General features: G+C 40.5%; 12 protein-coding genes. 6 read left to right on the forward strand and 6 right to left on the reverse strand.

Translation table 11 applies throughout. The features are described 5' to 3' along the window. The first annotated feature begins 1 nt into the window (after nt 1). Nucleotides 2-712, forward strand: coding sequence for a PD-(D/E)XK nuclease family protein (locus tag PQO03_RS07155; protein ID WP_274149096.1), 711 nt, complete (start codon nt 2-4; stop codon nt 710-712). On the opposite strand, the gene PQO03_RS07160 is transcribed toward PQO03_RS07155, so the two are convergent. Genes PQO03_RS07160 through PQO03_RS07175 form a run of 4 tightly spaced genes read right to left on the reverse strand, consistent with a single transcriptional unit; the run spans nt 709 to nt 5,842 of the window. Next, nucleotides 709-1,770 (reverse strand): UDP-N-acetylglucosamine--N-acetylmuramyl-(pentapeptide) pyrophosphoryl-undecaprenol N-acetylglucosamine transferase, encoded by a 1,062-nt coding sequence (locus PQO03_RS07160; RefSeq protein WP_274149097.1) that lies wholly within the window; start codon nt 1,768-1,770, stop codon nt 709-711. The genes PQO03_RS07155 and PQO03_RS07160 overlap by 4 nt on opposite strands. Next, a complete protein-coding gene (locus tag PQO03_RS07165; protein WP_274149098.1) occupies nt 1,763-2,971 on the reverse strand; it encodes an FtsW/RodA/SpoVE family cell cycle protein in 1,209 nt (402 codons plus the stop codon). The genes PQO03_RS07160 and PQO03_RS07165 overlap by 8 nt, the downstream gene beginning before the upstream one ends. Nucleotides 2,972-3,009: 38 nt before the next feature. Continuing rightward, complete coding sequence (locus PQO03_RS07170) at nt 3,010-3,846, reverse strand: inositol monophosphatase family protein (protein WP_274149100.1); 837 nt, start codon at nt 3,844-3,846, stop codon at nt 3,010-3,012. Continuing rightward, nucleotides 3,839-5,842 carry an RNB domain-containing ribonuclease gene (locus PQO03_RS07175; RefSeq protein WP_274149103.1) on the reverse strand — a complete coding sequence of 668 codons (2,004 nt, stop codon included), beginning with the start codon at nt 5,840-5,842 and terminating at the stop codon, nt 3,839-3,841. Before PQO03_RS07175 ends, PQO03_RS07170 begins: the two co-directional genes overlap by 8 nt. A 487-nt stretch (nt 5,843-6,329) precedes the next feature. On the opposite strand from PQO03_RS07175, the gene PQO03_RS07180 reads away from it, so the two are divergent. From PQO03_RS07180 to murA, 5 genes are read left to right on the forward strand one after another with little or no spacing between them, the layout of a single operon-like run. Continuing rightward, on the forward strand, nt 6,330-7,391 hold the full coding sequence (locus PQO03_RS07180; RefSeq protein WP_274149105.1) for a rod shape-determining protein: 1,062 nt from the start codon (nt 6,330-6,332) through the stop codon (nt 7,389-7,391). Nucleotides 7,392-7,394: 3 nt separating this feature from the next. Further along, nucleotides 7,395-8,027 carry a glycerol-3-phosphate 1-O-acyltransferase PlsY gene (gene plsY, locus PQO03_RS07185; RefSeq protein WP_274149107.1) on the forward strand — a complete coding sequence of 211 codons (633 nt, stop codon included), beginning with the start codon at nt 7,395-7,397 and terminating at the stop codon, nt 8,025-8,027. Then, nucleotides 8,024-9,019 (forward strand): NAD(P)H-dependent glycerol-3-phosphate dehydrogenase, encoded by a 996-nt coding sequence (locus tag PQO03_RS07190; protein WP_274149108.1) that lies wholly within the window; start codon nt 8,024-8,026, stop codon nt 9,017-9,019. The genes plsY and PQO03_RS07190 overlap by 4 nt, the downstream gene beginning before the upstream one ends. Nucleotides 9,020-9,022: 3 nt before the next feature. Beyond that, complete coding sequence (locus PQO03_RS07195; protein ID WP_274149110.1) at nt 9,023-9,703, forward strand: YdjY domain-containing protein; 681 nt, start codon at nt 9,023-9,025, stop codon at nt 9,701-9,703. 1 nt (nt 9,704) lies between these two features. Continuing rightward, nucleotides 9,705-10,985: a UDP-N-acetylglucosamine 1-carboxyvinyltransferase gene (murA, locus tag PQO03_RS07200; protein WP_274149112.1), complete on the forward strand. Its 1,281-nt coding sequence runs from the start codon at nt 9,705-9,707 to the stop codon at nt 10,983-10,985. A gap of 2 nt (nt 10,986-10,987) precedes the next feature. Here the strand turns inward: murA and PQO03_RS07205 are convergent, their stop codons facing one another. Beyond that, nucleotides 10,988-12,280, reverse strand: a complete 1,293-nt coding sequence (locus tag PQO03_RS07205) for a condensation domain-containing protein (RefSeq protein ID WP_274149114.1) — start codon at nt 12,278-12,280, stop codon at nt 10,988-10,990. A 233-nt stretch (nt 12,281-12,513) separates the two neighbouring features. Further along, nucleotides 12,514-15,750 carry a carbamoyl-phosphate synthase large subunit gene (carB, locus tag PQO03_RS07210; protein ID WP_274149116.1) on the reverse strand — a complete coding sequence of 1,079 codons (3,237 nt, stop codon included), beginning with the start codon at nt 15,748-15,750 and terminating at the stop codon, nt 12,514-12,516. Nucleotides 15,751-15,940: the final 190 nt, after the last annotated feature.

Genomic DNA, 15,940 nt, shown 5'->3' on the forward strand with positions numbered 1-15,940 from the left:
CATGAGTCACTTTCTCTCGGATGACATTTATCTGCTAAAAGAAGAACATGAATATAAGCTCAAATCTGATCCCAATGCTCAATTCACATCTTGCACCACTTTCATCAAACAATTCTTCAGCCCCTTCAATGCCGATGAAGTAGCAAACAAACTTGTTAATAATGTCCCAAAATATTTCGGCATGACCGTTGAACAACTTAAAGATGAATGGAATGCCGCAGCCGATCATGGAACACAAGTTCATGAAGAGTTAGAAGAATTCATTATAAACAAGTCTGAACCGAAAGAGCTCAAAAGCATCATTGGGAAAAACTGGCTTACAGAAAATATTGATTTAGAAAAATTTGAACTTTTTCCCGAAGTCATCATTTATTGCAAGGAACTCAAACTTGCAGGAACTATAGATTTAATTGCGCAGCATAAAAAATCTGGCACCTTATTACTTTTTGACTGGAAAACCAATAAGCGCATCAACAAACGTTCCTATCAAGGACAAAAAGGCCCTCATACTGCCAGCTCCAATCTAGATGACTGCAACTTCAGCCACTACAGCGCACAGCTCTCACTCTACCGCTATCTGTTGGAAAAAACTTACCAATGTAAAATCCACCGCCAAATCATCCTTCACCTCAGCGATGAACAATCTACCGTTATTGATTGTGATTATCTCGAAGACAATATCCACAAAATGCTTAGCACACTTGAAGTTTAAGAAAAAATTTCTTTAAGCACTTTCTCGGCTGCATTTGGATAAGAAACCTGACTGAAATCTAAATCATCTCCTTGGCGCAACTGTAACTCAATTGCATTCGCCAAACTAAATTTATCAATTTCAGACTGATTCAATTTATAAAAACCTTTCGACTTACACGCAAAATCTGCATTGATTTCTTGATGATTCTCAGCTGCAATGGGGTAAGGAATCAAAACGGTCTTCGTTTTAAAATGTATGAGTTCGGCAATACTCGAAGCGCCTGCTCGACAAACCACTACAGAAGCTCGATTAATTAAGGCCCCCATTTCATCACTCTGCTTAGCCACAACAACTGGAGCTTCACCATACCTTTCTATAAGCATTTGATTATCGTCCGTCCCTGTCAATTGAACCAACTGCAATGAATACTTCCTCGCTAGTAAAACCTCGTAACAATAGGGAAGCATTTGATTAATAGCTTGAGCTCCCTGACTACCACCAAAACAGAGAATCATCGGGTCCTTATCATTAAGCGTAGAAATGAACTCTGGCTTCGAAAACTCTTCTCTCAGAAGCTCCGGTCTAATAGGCATGCCCACAACCACCGTAGAACACTGGATGGCCGATTCGTTCTTCACTGGAAAACTTGCAAAGAATTTTTTAGAATATTTAGATAAAAAGCGATTAGCTTTACCCGCCCATACATTACCTTCATGAAGATAAATAGGAATTTTTAAACTCTTGCAAGCCATCCCCAAAGGAACTCCTGCAAAACTCCCCATAAACAACACCGCATCGGGCTCCGTTTTTCTTAAGAACTTTTTTGCATTTAAATAATCACAGTAAAACCTATAAGCAAAAACTAGCGCCAGCCAAGGTTTCCTCGGCAAACTTAATGCCCGAGCTAAAGTCGACTCCAAGCCATGCTGCCTAGCCAATTCTGCTTGCCCAGGCGCACGCTTTCCCGTAAGGAACAGACTCACATCAAGTCCTTGTTCTTTTGCCTTCCTCGCAATCGATAAACCTGGGTAATAATGCCCTCCAGTTCCACCACATGAGACAAGTAACTTATTCAACATTCTCTCCGGGCAGCATCAAAGGACCTTTAACATGGGAATTCGAAGGTTTCTCAGGTACGTATTCACCATTAGACGTAATCCTATCCACACTCATTAAAAGCCCTACTGAAATAAAGGCTGAAACCATACTCGATCCACCATAACTTATAAATGGTGCCGTAATTCCTGTCGTAGGCAATAAACCACAAATCACACCCATATTAACAAAGGCGTGCTGCACTACTGTACAACCTAAAGTAGCGGCTAAAATCACCCCTCGTACATTGCGTGCCTGCCCTGCTACTCTAAGTGAAGAGACGAGAAATAGTAAGTAAAAAAAACAAACAAAGAGGATGCACAAAAAACCTAATTCCTCACCGACAATTGCGAGAATAAAATCTGTATGAGCTTCTGGTAAATATTCATTTTTCATCCGACTTTCAGAAAAACCCTGCCCTGTCCAACCACCTGAACCCAAGGATAAAAGTGAATGCCATAATTGATAACCCTTATCACCTGAAAGTTCTTCTGGAGTTAAAAATGATTCAAAACGCGATGCTCGAACTGGAGAAACTTTTGCTATCGCAAGCACGCCTCCAATCCCTAAGGCTATACAGGCTAAGAGCCAGCGTAAACGAGTTCCCGCTACAAACATTACAGTTAAAATAACCGTACCAGTTAAGACTGTCATCGATAAACTCCCCCCCAAGAGGATGAGCAACATCACGACTCCTCCTATAATAGCAGGATACACAAAACCATACTTGGTTTCATGGACTCTCTTTATATTGTGATGATAATATTCTGCCAAAACTAAAACGAGGCCAATTTTTGTGAACTCCGCGGGCTGAATACCAAAACCTCCAATCCGAAACCACCGATAAGATCCTTTTATCGCCTTAATCAAAGGAAATTTTTTAACTAAATCAGAGTAGCCTGCTTTGCTCAAGACATTGGCTAATACTAAATAAAGTAAGGCTACACAGCAAATAACTAACAGCCAACGGCCATTTCGACATAGCCAGTTATAATCAATATACTGAATAAAAAAGGCTAAACTCGCACCTATACAAACAAATAAAGTCTGATTGAAAAAATATTTATTCCCATGCACAGGAGCACTCGTTGAGTAAAGCATAGGCAGACTAAAGCAGATAAGTATAAAAACACTTACAAGCATCAGAACCTTAAACTGAGGACGGTAAGGTGCCTTCTCCATTATTTAGCCAAAAAATAAATTATCGCAATCTGCATAAACTAAAACTTTAGATCCTTATCTCCATAATGATGCGAAACTCGATCGAGTAGCTCCGTATGAACATCTGCACGAGCCGTCACTAACATGCGATCTACATTCATATCGTAAGCTTCACCCTTATGATTAGTAGCTTTCATTCCCATTTCCTCTAGAAATAGTAAACCTGCTCCTACATCATAAGGCTGTAAATCACTTTCCCAAAAACCTTGTAACCAACCCGCCGCTACATAACTCAAGTCTAAGGCCGCTGAACCAAAACGTCGAATCCCACGGCAACGAGGCATTAGGTCTTCTATCAAAGTAAAAAAAGGATCTTTTAAATCAGGCGAACGATAAGGAAAGCCCGTTCCTAACATCGCTTTACGAAATTCTCTATGTCCTGTTCGAGGAATTAATTGCTTGTGGTTATGAAAAAATCCCACACCTTTAAACGCATGAAAAAACTCGCTACTTATGGGTTTATATACAGCGCCGAACTGAGGTTTACCTTTATAGAGTAGTGCTACTGAAATTGAAAATTGATCTAAGTGATTGAGGTAATTAGTCGTTCCATCTAAGGGATCCACGAGCCACATCCAATCAGCTTCTCCTCGTTTACCAGTCTCTTCACCCCAAAATTCAGCCTCTGGAAAAAGTGGTGTCAGACCTTCAAACAAGAGGGCTTCGCTTTGACGATCAACAAAAGAAACCAACTCACGTGGCTCCTTTTCTTCTTCTTGTACTTCTAAATCCCGAAAATTATCTAACTGAAAGTCTCCGACTCCTTGGAGCAACCTTTCGACTTCTTCAATAAACTTATATCTATCCACATCTAAAAGCATACTCTTCTCACTCAAAAATTTTCTCTAAACTTAACTTCGCATGACTTAGTTTAGGGTCTACTTCTTGAATTTTCACCTCTAGGCGCGTACCAATATCTAGCTTTTTACCATGATTCAATTTAAGTCTCATCGCAATTCCATCTAATTCAACCAAGAGCCCGCCATTTAGATGCGCCACTACTGTTGCTTCATAGACTTCCTCTAATTTGAATTGCCTTAAATACTCGTACAACCAAAAGCTTTCTGATTGTCTTTGCACATCTCTTACTTCTCCAAGACGACTCTCACCCTTTGCCTGAAGCTCCAATAAATCTTCTTCTTGATAAATAAATTCTCTTTTCTCGATTGCTGCAATCAGCTGCCTTTGCATCACGAGATCCGTATAACGACGAATAGGAGAAGTGAATTGTGTGTAACAATCCAAACCTAAGCCTGCATGCGCTCCTGCATAGAGTGTCATTCTCGATTTTTTCATACACTTAATAGCTGCATCAAAAGATATCGGATCATACACATCTGGCATAGGAACAATTTTATCCGACTTTTCTTGGACCCTATATAAAACGGGAACATCATGATCAAGACAATATTGTGCTCCCATATTATTTGCAAAAATCATGAATTCACCAATCAAGGCACGACTAGCGGAATTCGCTCTCACTTCCGTTACAGTAACTTCGTCACCTTTCACTGTGATTTTATTCTCAGGCCGATTAAACGTCACCGCTCCGTTCGCTTTGCGCTTTTCCATAAGCTGAATAGATAAATCATGCAGACTATGCAAATCTTGCTCTAAACCTTCTGTGGCTTCTACTTCGCCATCCAACACGTCATCACAAAATGAATAACTCAATTTTTCGCTCACATGGATGAGGCTTCTCTCAATTTTTTTATCGATGACTTCTGCGTCACTATCAAAAGTAGCATAATACGAGAGTGCAGGTTTTGCTTCTCCTGGCAATAAGGAAGCTCTATTAGTAGAGAGTTCCTGGGGGAACATATTCACTGTACCCGTAGGTAAATAAATACTCGTAGCTCGATTTTGTGCTTCTTGATCAAGAACGCTTCCTTTGACGACATATGAACTAACATCCGCAATGTGAATTCCCACTTTTAGCTTACCTTCAGCTAAACGCTCTACACTAAGTACATCATCGACATCACTTGTGGATTCGTCATCTATACTAAAACAATAAAAATCAGGACCTAAAATAGTTCTATCTGCCTCTTCTACCTCAAGTTCATCTGCTAAATCTAATAGCTTTTGAGAAAAGTCAGGACGAATCCCCGCCAATAATAAATGCTCGTCATGACCTTCTCCAATACTTCCCGTTTTCTTAAGAAACTCTAAAGCTTTAATTCTCACCGGGGTTTTGCCTATCAACTTATCCAAAAAACGCGAGGCATCTGAATTCTGCTTGGACCAAATCAAGTTGCATAACTGACCGACAAAAGACGTGAACTTTTCGGGTACTTCAATAGCTTCTTCATCAGTGCTAACTAAGACTTTTTTAACCCAAGGCTCGAGCTCAGCTTCATACTCTTCTTGTAATCGTTTCTTTTCTCTGCTTTTCAGGATTGCTTGTACTTGCTCTGAATCTCTTATAGTAAACTCAGCGAGCCGCTGTTTAAAGTAAACAATATCTTGGCATAAAACATCAAATAAGGCTGACATTGAATAATCTGCTTTCTCGGAAAAATAAAAGTCACATAAGTCTGTTAACGAAAAAGTTTTACACTCTTCGCCATCAAGCATCTCCCACAGCATTTCTAAATCAATTTGTTCGGCAATCTTCGCAATCTTCTCTTCATGATCTCTATGCTTTAAGCGAAAATCATCTTCACTAATCTGAGTATCAAAACTAAATAACACATTCTTTAGAGGCAAGGGAATAGTTCGGCCACTTGCTATCAATGCTTGAGCACGTTTTTTTTCTATCCCCAAGACATACGCTAACTTTAATCGAGTCCCATCGGTGTAGGCACTTAGCCCGCGAAATTCTTCTATCATTCTCTTCCTTGTTAAATTTTACTGTAAAATGCCTTCACGGGATCACTTTTCAAACCCTTTTCATCAAGTAAAAGAAACTCCTTTTACACTCGAATTAACCTTTTCTTAACATTTGTCGCCGTAAAAATTTGAAATGTATATTTTTATGAATATTATATAAGTAAGAAACAAAGGAATTTTTCAAACGATTTTTTAAGTCGCCGTCCCGAACACTCCTCCCCTCCTATTGACACTCCCAGGGGCGGCGACTTAAAAAATCGAAACAAGCAAACTTTAAACTGCCGTCCTACTCCTCACTCCTCCTATTGACACACTCCCAACACTCAGGGCGGCAGTTTTTTCTCTTAAATACCAACCACCCCCGCAATTAATCTCATAATACTGACGATTAACTTGCTTTTTAGCCACTTTTTATCGAGGGGCTTTTTTGCAAAATCCATTATCGAACTATCTTAAGACTTGTTTAAAATTTTAAAATCAGTTTCCTATGAGTCTAGTTAATAAAATCAGATCAGTTTTCGTCAAAGATATCGGTATCGATCTTGGTACAGCCAATAGCCTTGTTTTCGTTCGCGACCAAGGCATCGTCCTCAATGAGCCCAGCGTAGTTGCTGTACACGAAGATACTGGCAAAGCTCTAGCCGTAGGTATTGAAGCTAAAAAAATGCTTGGTAGAACTCCCGGTTCAATCAGAGCTATTCGCCCAATGAAAGATGGCGTCATTGCAGATTTTGACATTACTGAAATCATGTTGCGTTACTTTATTAACAAAGTTCATTCACGTGCCCGTAATTTAACCATGCCTCGTGTACTTATCGCTGTTCCTTCTGGAATTAACGAAGTCGAAATGCGTGCGGTTAAAGAAAGTGCTAAAAAAGCTGGTGCAGGTGAAGTAGAAACAATTTTCGAACCGATGGCTGCCGCCATTGGCGTAGGACTACCGGTCGCCGACCCTACAGGCAATATGATTGTAGATATTGGTGGGGGCACAACTGAAGTTGCCATGATTTCCTTAGCTGGCATCGTAGAAAGTAGAAGTGTGAAAGTTGGTGGTGACGCTATGGACATGGCTATTACTAATCACATAAAAAATAACTACAATTTGAAAATTGGCCCTCGAATGGCGGAAGACATCAAGATTAATCTTGGCTCTGCCTTCCCTCTTGACGAAGGTGAATTAACCATGGAAGTACGTGGTAATGATCAGCTCGCAGGACTCCCGAAAGCGATCACCATCACCAGTACTGAAATTCGTGAAGCTCTCATGCCTCCGGTTACATCAATTGCTGAAGCTGTTCGCCAAACTCTCGATAGATGCCCACCGGAACTTTCTGCTGACCTTATTGATCACGGCATCTATTTAGCTGGCGGTGGTGCTTTGCTCCGTGGCTTAGATAAATTACTCCGCCAAGAAACAGGTCTTCCTGTTACCGTAGCCGATGACCCACTCTGTGCTGTTGCTAATGGCACTGGTTCTGCACTGCAAAATATGGACACTCTTTTTAGAAACTCACACGAAGCAGCCAAGCGCAATAAAAAATACCGTTAATCCATGCTTTATTTAGTAACTATTGGCTTCTGCTATCTCTGCGGATCTATTCCTTTTGGCTTAATTCTAGCCAAAGCCAACGGCGTTGACATTAGAAAACATGGCAGCGGTAATATTGGTGCGACCAACGTATTAAGAACCCTTGGTAAAAAATGGGGATACGCCTGTTTTACTTTAGATTTTCTCAAGGGCTTACTACCCGTCTTAATCATCTCTATCTTTTTCAATAAAAACTATCCCGAGCTTGCGGACTTCGCAACAATAATTGCATTACCAGCGACAATATCGGGTCATATTTTTAGTATATTCCTCAAATTCAAAGGTGGAAAAGGTGTCGCTACCGGTGCCGGTGCTGTTATGGCGATTTGTCCTCCTGCAGTCTCACTTGCCTTAGTTATCTGGTTCATTTGCTTCAAGATGACTGGCTACGTCTCCCTTGCCAGTATAATTGCCGCTATATTTGTTCCCATTATCGCCATTGCACTCTCTAGTACTCAAATCATTGAAGTGAGTCAAGCTCAACTTATCCTTCTCACTATCCTTGCAACTTTAGTCACTTACATGCATCGCAGTAATATTAAGCGCTTGTGGAATGGCACTGAAAGTTGCTTTAAAAAGAAGGAAAAGCAATCATGAAAATCACCGTATTATCATCTGGAAGCTGGGGTACCGCCTTAGCCAAAACTCTTTGCGACAATAATCACGAAGTCTACCTCTGGTCTCGTTCTAAAGAATATTCTGATGCCATGGAAGCAAAAAAAGAAAATTTTCGCTATCTTCCTGGCTATACTTTACCTGATAATTTACACTTGACTGCGGACTTCGCTAAAGCCATTGAAAATGCTGACTTAATCGTCACTGCAACTCCCACTCAATATATTCGTCAGACTCTAGAGATGCTTAAAGAACAAAACTGTTCTGCCCCCATCTGCAATGTCTCCAAGGGCATTGAGGTTAGTTCCTTAAAACGAATAAGTGAAATCACAAGTGAAATCCTAGGTGAAACCCATCCTTTTTGTGTACTTGTTGGCCCTAGTCATGCCGAAGAACTTATCAAAAATATGCCCACCGCAGTTGTTGCTAGCTCACAATTCACTTTTCTCGCTAAGAAAGTTCAGTCACTTTTCATGAATCAAAATTTCCGAGTCTATACTAGCTCGGACCTTGTTGGAGTTGAGTTAGGCGGAGCTCTCAAAAACATCTTTGCTATTGCAGCAGGAGTTATTGATGGTCTAGGCTTAGGCGATAACACAAAAGCAGCTTTAATGACTCGTGGAAATGTAGAAATGGCTCGCTTAGGTCGAGCTCTAGGTGGCTTCGAAGAAACATTTAACGGTCTCTCAGGAATCGGCGATCTCATTGTTACTTGTACCAGTAAACATAGCCGAAATCGCAGCGTGGGAGAAATGCTAGGCAAAGGCCTAAGCATGGAACAAATCAAAGAAAAACTTGGCCACTCAGTTGCCGAAGGTGTAGCTACCACAAAAAGTGCCTACCAACTTGCCCAAAATCATGGTGTTGAAACTCCCATTATCGAACAATGTTATCAAGTACTCTACGAAAATAGATCTCCTGCTGAGGCCATTAACTACCTCATGACTCGTGATGCCAAAAAAGAACGTAATTAAAGTATGAAGCAAACAATAATTACTCTGCTAATTACGGTCGTTTTAATTTTTTGTTGTTCTTTCCAAGATGCTCCTAATCGCGACATCCAATACCAAGGACGCAATCCCATAATCCGTCCCATAAAACATTCTAATGGAAACATTGAGCTCGGCGGCATTTTGCTGGATCGTAAAGCAGAAGAAATTAGCTTCCCCGCTGAATACATCATCGGCGCCGAAGTCACAAAAGAATATCTCATCACCAGTAGCCCAGAATTCAGCCACGAGAGTCTATTCTTCACTAAAACACAGCCTTTTCACCTCCAGTTCATGCTTTTACTTTTAGGAGCAGATAACAAAATCCCTAGAGTTCAAGAAGGCCGACGAGGCTCCATCATTGATATTGATGTTGAGTACCTATCAAATAATAAGAAAATTCGTCGGAACATCGAATCCTGGCTGAATGACGAAGCTAAGCCAATGAAAAGGCGAGGATTTTATTTCCTCGGATCCCGCGTTCATAAAAAGTTTTTCCAAGCTCAAGGTAGCGGTAAAATCTGCTCCTTATGGCACCAAGATGATGCAATACTTGATATCATACATCCAAAAAATGATGCGAGTGACCTGTTCACTTTGAACTACAAAAATATTGCCATGCACAAATTCTCTCATGTAAAAATCATTTTAAGTCTTCGCAAGGAATAACATGTCAAAACTCATTATCGAAGGTGGCACTCCCCTTCACGGCAGCATAAAAGTCTCCGGAAATAAAAATGCCGCCCTGCCCATGATCGCAGCCTGCCTACTGACCGACAAAGTCATAACCCTACATAACCTCCCTAACATTGTCGATGTAACACACATGCTCGAGGCCCTGCAATCTTTAGGTGCAAAAATTGAACGACATACCGACTCTGTAACTATCCATGCCAAAGACCTCATTAAATCCTCTTTGGACCACGAGACTTGTTCAAAAATCAGAACGAGTATCCTCTTAGTGGCTCCCATCCTCTACCGTACTGGCAAAGTCGAACTTCACCCACCCGGCGGAGATGTCATTGGTAGAAGACGCTTAGATACACATTTTTATGGTCTAGAAAAACTCGGTGCCACTCTCAAAGAATCCTTTCCTGCTTTTATTTTTGAAGCAAAAAAAGGCTTCGAAGGCGCCGATCTTTTCTTTGATCAAGCGAGCGTTACTGCGACGGAACATATTTTAATGGCTGCTGTTATCGCAAAAGGGAAAACCTGGATTCGCAACGCTGCTAGTGAGCCCCATGTTCAGAATCTAGCAGAAATGCTCATCAGCATGGGTGCTCGCATTAAAGGACTGGGGACAAACTGTTTAGAAATTGACGGTGTTAATTCTCTTGATGGTGGCGATATTCATATCGGCGGCGACTATATAGAAGCCGCTAGTTTCTTAGCACTTGGTGCGGCGACTGGTGGTCAAATCACCGTGACTGGCACAAATAAATCTGATTTTTGGATGGCTCGTCGAGTCTTTGAGCGTCTCGGAATTCTTTTAGATATGGAACATAGTCAAATTTCAGTCAACCCAAACTCGAGCCGAAAAATACAGCCTGATTTTGGCGGTGCCATACCCGTTATTGATGATGGCCCTTGGCCGCAATTCCCTTCAGATATGATGAGCTGCATGATTATCTTAGCCAGCCAAGTAGAAGGCACTGTTTTATTCTTTGAAAAAATGTTTGAAAGTCGACTCTATTTTGTCGATCGCTTAATAAGTATGGGTGCAAATGCCATTGTTTGTGATCCTCATCGCGTAGTCATCTCTGGTCCAGCTAAACTTCGCGCCAACACCTTAAGCAGCCCCGATATTCGTGCGGGCATGGCTTTACTAGGCGCGGCTCTATGCGCACAGGGAACAAGTACAGTGAAAAATATCCAGATGATTGATCGTGGATATGCCAATATAGAAAATCGCTTACTTCAGCTTGGTGCCAAAGTAAAACGAGTTAATTAGTTCTAACTAACTTCTTGGTGTAAATCCTGCAGAGTTTCGACAATCTCATCTAACAAGGCGTCCGCGTCTTTACGGTCAATTAAATGCGCTGGATAAGTCAAATTCAAAATCAGTTCGTTATTATGCGTGGAACTGGCTAAGCAATAAAAAGGCTTATCAATTAAATGGCTTGCGGGTATATGGTAGCAGTGCTGAACTTTGAGCCCCCCATATTGATTCTTCAGACCTGTCACGCCAATATTTGTCACTAAGCCCACTGCGTTTTGATTCTCCTGGAAGGCTTGAAGAAATTCTTCCGGCTGAGGGAATTTTTTCAGCGCTAAAGAGCGCGTGAATTTATCAAAGGCAAACTGAATGGGAGTACACTTCTCTCTAAACTCATCTTTAAACTGTTTAGTCACAGTGGATAACTTTGTTGACTTAGAAAATTTAGTTCCCACTTCTATCGTGCCAACGGCATAGTTTAAGGCACTGTAATCACTATCTTTGGCATAGGGACGCGTATCGACGGCTACCAAAGAATGAATCGGTTTACTCAACTCATACTTTTTTGCTATTGTACTTAAAAAAACTGTAGATAGAGTCGAAGTAAAAGAAGCTTCATACAAGCGACTAAAGGATAAAATCTTATTGAGTTGACCTGAGTCCATGCGGCGACTTACATAGGCAGATCTACCCTTAATATCATCTCTCTTAATTTTATCTCTTTTATCTTTAGCACATGGGATAGTAGCTTTGCGAGCAAACTTATTTTTCACGCCCCAAGAATAAGTCTTCAGAGTTTGCATGACATCTTTTTGCTGCGAGTAACTATGCTCAAAACTCTTAACTGGTTCGGCTTTTGGTATTTGGTAATTCGAATCTGCCATGGTATTTAAAAGGTAGTCAAAAAACTTTATGCCTGTACGCCCATCTGCTAACAAATGATTAAAAGTTAAAACTAAACTATGCTGAAAACGACCTATTGAAATGATTTTCATATTCCAATACGGGCAATTATCTATGGGAGTATTTAAACACTGATCTACAAGGTAGTCACGCTCATCTCTATTACTCACTGAGAAGCTCTCGAGAGGCACATCTTCAAGTTCACCCTGTATAAAATAAAGTTTCTCTCCTTTACTGAGTAGGTCGTAACTTAAAATGGCTTGAGATTGTATAAGTTGAACTAAAGAATCATGTAATTGTCTTTCATCTAAAGCTCCACTTAGCTCAGCAATCACTATAAAATTATTCGAATCAAGCTCCCCCACTCTGTGCCACGAGTGCTCCGTAGGACTTAATTGTCTTAGCATATAACTTACCCATTTATCTTTTCGTTAAAATAATACAACTTAATGCTTTCTTAATATATCCTTAATGTTTATGTATTTATAGATATATTCGTAAAAAAAACTAGATTCTCGTAAGTTTTATAGATATAAAACACTCACACCTGATAATTGTTACAATTTATTTTAAATTATAAGTAAATAAAAAAAAAGCTCTCTTCAGATGAAGAGAGCTCTTTTAAGAAACTTAAAAAAAACTATGAATGAATTTCTTGTAAACTCAAGACTCCAAAAGACTGACCTGAACCCAAGTGCTTAAGGCCAGATACCGCTGCCGCAAGTGCCGGGATAGTTGTCGTCATTGGAATGTTATTCATAATTGCAGCCGCTCGCATGGCGACTTCATCCTTGCGTGGCTGTGAACCCGTAGGAGTATTAATAATCCACTTAATCGAACCATCTTTAATCAAATTCAAGGTATTAGGCTGACCTTCACTTATTTTAAAAAGAGCGTTTACTTTTACGCCATTCTCACATAGGAAAGTCGCGGTACCCTTTGTTGCATAGAGCTCGAAGCCTAATTCTGCTAAGTCTTTTGCATGAGGTAAAATCTTATCTTTATCACGGTCCATTACAGTAATCATAACTGCGCCACCCTCAGGGATTTTATTCCCCGCCATAACCTGAGCTTTCAAGAAAGCTAAACCAGAGTTACCAGATATACCCATAACTTCACCAGTAGATTTCATTTCTGGGGAAAGTATCACATCGTGACCAGGGAATCTAACAAATGGGAAAACAGCTTCTTTCACTGACCAATATTTAACTTCAACTTCTTCAGTAAAACCAAGTTCTTTCAGCGTTTGACCCGCCATAACTAATGACGCGTACTTAGCCATTGGAACTCCAATCGCTTTCGATACATAAGGAATGGTACGTGATGCACGTGGATTCACTTCAATGATATAAACTTCTCCTTCTTGAACTGCGTACTGAATATTCATTAATCCACGTACTTTCAGTGCTTTCGCCAAGTTATAGGTATGCTTGCGAATCACATCCTTTATATCATCACTCAAAGTCATTGATGGAATGCATGTTGCCGAATCACCTGAGTGAACTCCTGCAGGCTCAACGTGTTCCATGATCGCGCCAATAACCGAAGTTTCGCCATCAGAAATACAATCTACATCAACTTCTACTGCGTCATCAAGAAATTTATCTACGAGAATGGGTCTATCATCAGAAACATCTACGGCCGTTTCCATATATTTACTGAGCTCAGCTTCATCATAGACAATTGCCATAGCTCTACCACCGAGAACAAAAGAAGGACGAACCAACACTGGGTATTCAATTCTCTCTGCAATGATAAGGGCCTCTTCAACGTTCACGGCCATACCATTTTCTGGCTGCTTGATATCTAACTCAGTCACTAATTTCTGGAAGAAATCACGATCTTCAGCTTGTTCAATACTTTCTGGACTCGTACCAATAACATTAACGCCATTCTCTTTGAGCTTCGCAGCTAAATTCAATGGTGTTTGACCACCAAACTGAACAATTGCTCCATCACAGTCTTCGGCTTCATAAATCGCCAAGACATCTTCTAGAGTTAATGGCTCAAAGTAAAGCTTATCAGATGTATCGTAATCAGTCGACACTGTTTCCGGATTGGAGTTAACCATAATTGTTTCAAAGCCAGCTTCACGTAAGGCAAAAGAGGCATGCACACAACAGTAATCAAATTCAATACCTTGACCAATTCGATTGGGTCCACCACCAATAATCATAATCGTCTTTTTATCATTCGTTGGACGAACTTCATTAAGCTCTGAATACGTTGAATAATAATAAGGTGTCACTGCAGAGAATTCTGCGGCACAAGTATCCACTAAGTTGAACGAAGGAGTGAGACCAATCTTTTTGCGAGCAGCGCGAACTTTGTCTGCATCACTAGATAAAAGGTAAGCAATCTGTGGATCGGAATAACCAAACTCTTTGGCTTGTCGGAAAAGCGCTGCGTCTGCAGTTAAACCTTCTAGATCGCCAGCAGATTGAATTTCGCCTTCATAAGCCACTAATTCTTCTAGGTGACGAAGGAACCAAGGATCAATTTTACAGATATCAAAAACTCTCTCAACTGACCAACCACGCTTAAAAGCGGCTCTCAGTGCAAATGTTCGTTGTGAGTTTGGATCGGCAAGAAGCCTAGTAATTTCTTTATCGTCTGCATTTTCGAAAGGCGCATCTTTACCATCAGCACCAAAACCGAAGCGACCAATCTCCATTCCACGTAGAGCTTTTTGGAATGACTGTTTAAATGTTTTACCAATAGCCATAACTTCACCAACAGATTTCATCTGTGTATTAAGTGAATCTTCTGCACCGGCAAATTTCTCGAAAGTGAAACGTGGAATCTTTGTTACGACATAATCAATTGATGGCTCAAAACAAGCAGGAGTTGATTGCGTAATATCGTTTTGAAGTTCATCCAGTGTATAACCTACTGCTAACTTAGCTGCAATTTTCGCAATGGGGAAGCCTGTCGCTTTAGAGGCGAGAGCTGATGAACGTGATACACGTGGGTTCATTTCGATAATAACCATACGCCCAGTCTCAGGACAAACTGCCCACTGAACATTTGATCCTCCCGTTTCAACACCAACTTCACGTAAAACCGCAATAGATTTATCACGCATGATTTGATATTCACGATCACTCAAAGTTTGAATCGGTGCAACCGTAATTGAATCACCTGTGTGTACGCCTACTGGATCAAAATTTTCAATTGAACAGACAATGATAGCATTATCATTTTTATCGCGAATCACTTCAAGTTCATACTCTTTCCAGCCCAATATCGATTCGTCAATCAAAACTTCATGAGTTGGGCTATAATCCATTCCAGTACCACAAATACGATCGAAATCTTCGTCATTATAAGCTATTCCGCCACCTGATCCACCCATAGTAAAACTTGGACGAATAATGAGCGGGTAATCACCAAGCCATTCACGAACCTTATAACAACCTTCCATATCGGTAGCAGTCGCACAGCGGGGCATATCAAGACCAATATTTTCCATCGCAATACGGAAACGGTCACGGTTTTCGGCTTTATCAATGACATCTGGCGTAGCACCAAGCATCTGAACATTATATTTTGCTAAAATTCCTGCTGCATCTAAATTGATAGCTGCATTTAAAGCCGTTTGTCCACCAAGAGTTGGTAGAATCGCATCTGGGCGCTCACGGTCAATAATCTTTTCAAGGAATTCATTTGTAAGGGGCTCAATATATGTGCGATCAGAAAACTCTGGATCCGTCATAATTGTTGCAGGATTACTATTTACGAGTACGACTTCGTACCCTTCTTCTCTTAAGGCTTTGCAAGCCTGGGTTCCGGAGTAATCAAATTCACAGGCTTGACCAATAACAATGGGGCCTGATCCGAGGAGTAAAATTCTTTTTATGTCATCGCGTTTGGGCATCTAGGACTCTCTTAAAATCTAAAATTAAGGCTTTATCTATATCGAAGCAAATAGAAACTAAGGATCCATTTTTGCAAGGTAAATAATATTTTTTCAAAAGGCTTTTTTTATCACTGCTAAAGCTCTGTAAAAAGAATTGTTTAAGAAAAATACCTCAGTTTTAAATTCAGCTTGGATTCTTAGCTAAAAT

The sequence above is a fragment of the Lentisphaera profundi genome (genome assembly GCF_028728065.1).
Classification (GTDB): Bacteria; Verrucomicrobiota; Lentisphaeria; order Lentisphaerales; family Lentisphaeraceae; genus Lentisphaera; species Lentisphaera profundi.

Excerpts from the sequence above, each read along its gene's own strand:
- PQO03_RS07155 (WP_274149096.1), top strand. The coding sequence starts at position 2 with ATGAGTCACTTTCTCTCGGATGACATTTATCTGCTAAAAGAAGAACAT.
- PQO03_RS07165 (WP_274149098.1), bottom strand. The coding sequence starts at position 2,971 with ATGGAGAAGGCACCTTACCGTCCTCAGTTTAAGGTTCTGATGCTTGTA.
- PQO03_RS07175 (WP_274149103.1), bottom strand. The coding sequence starts at position 5,842 with ATGATAGAAGAATTTCGCGGGCTAAGTGCCTACACCGATGGGACTCGA.
- PQO03_RS07180 (WP_274149105.1), top strand. The coding sequence starts at position 6,330 with ATGAGTCTAGTTAATAAAATCAGATCAGTTTTCGTCAAAGATATCGGT.
- plsY (WP_274149107.1), top strand. The coding sequence starts at position 7,395 with ATGCTTTATTTAGTAACTATTGGCTTCTGCTATCTCTGCGGATCTATT.
- PQO03_RS07190 (WP_274149108.1), top strand. The coding sequence starts at position 8,024 with ATGAAAATCACCGTATTATCATCTGGAAGCTGGGGTACCGCCTTAGCC.
- PQO03_RS07195 (WP_274149110.1), top strand. The coding sequence starts at position 9,023 with ATGAAGCAAACAATAATTACTCTGCTAATTACGGTCGTTTTAATTTTT.
- murA (WP_274149112.1), top strand. The coding sequence starts at position 9,705 with ATGTCAAAACTCATTATCGAAGGTGGCACTCCCCTTCACGGCAGCATA.
- PQO03_RS07205 (WP_274149114.1), bottom strand. The coding sequence starts at position 12,280 with ATGCTAAGACAATTAAGTCCTACGGAGCACTCGTGGCACAGAGTGGGG.
- carB (WP_274149116.1), bottom strand. The coding sequence starts at position 15,750 with ATGCCCAAACGCGATGACATAAAAAGAATTTTACTCCTCGGATCAGGC.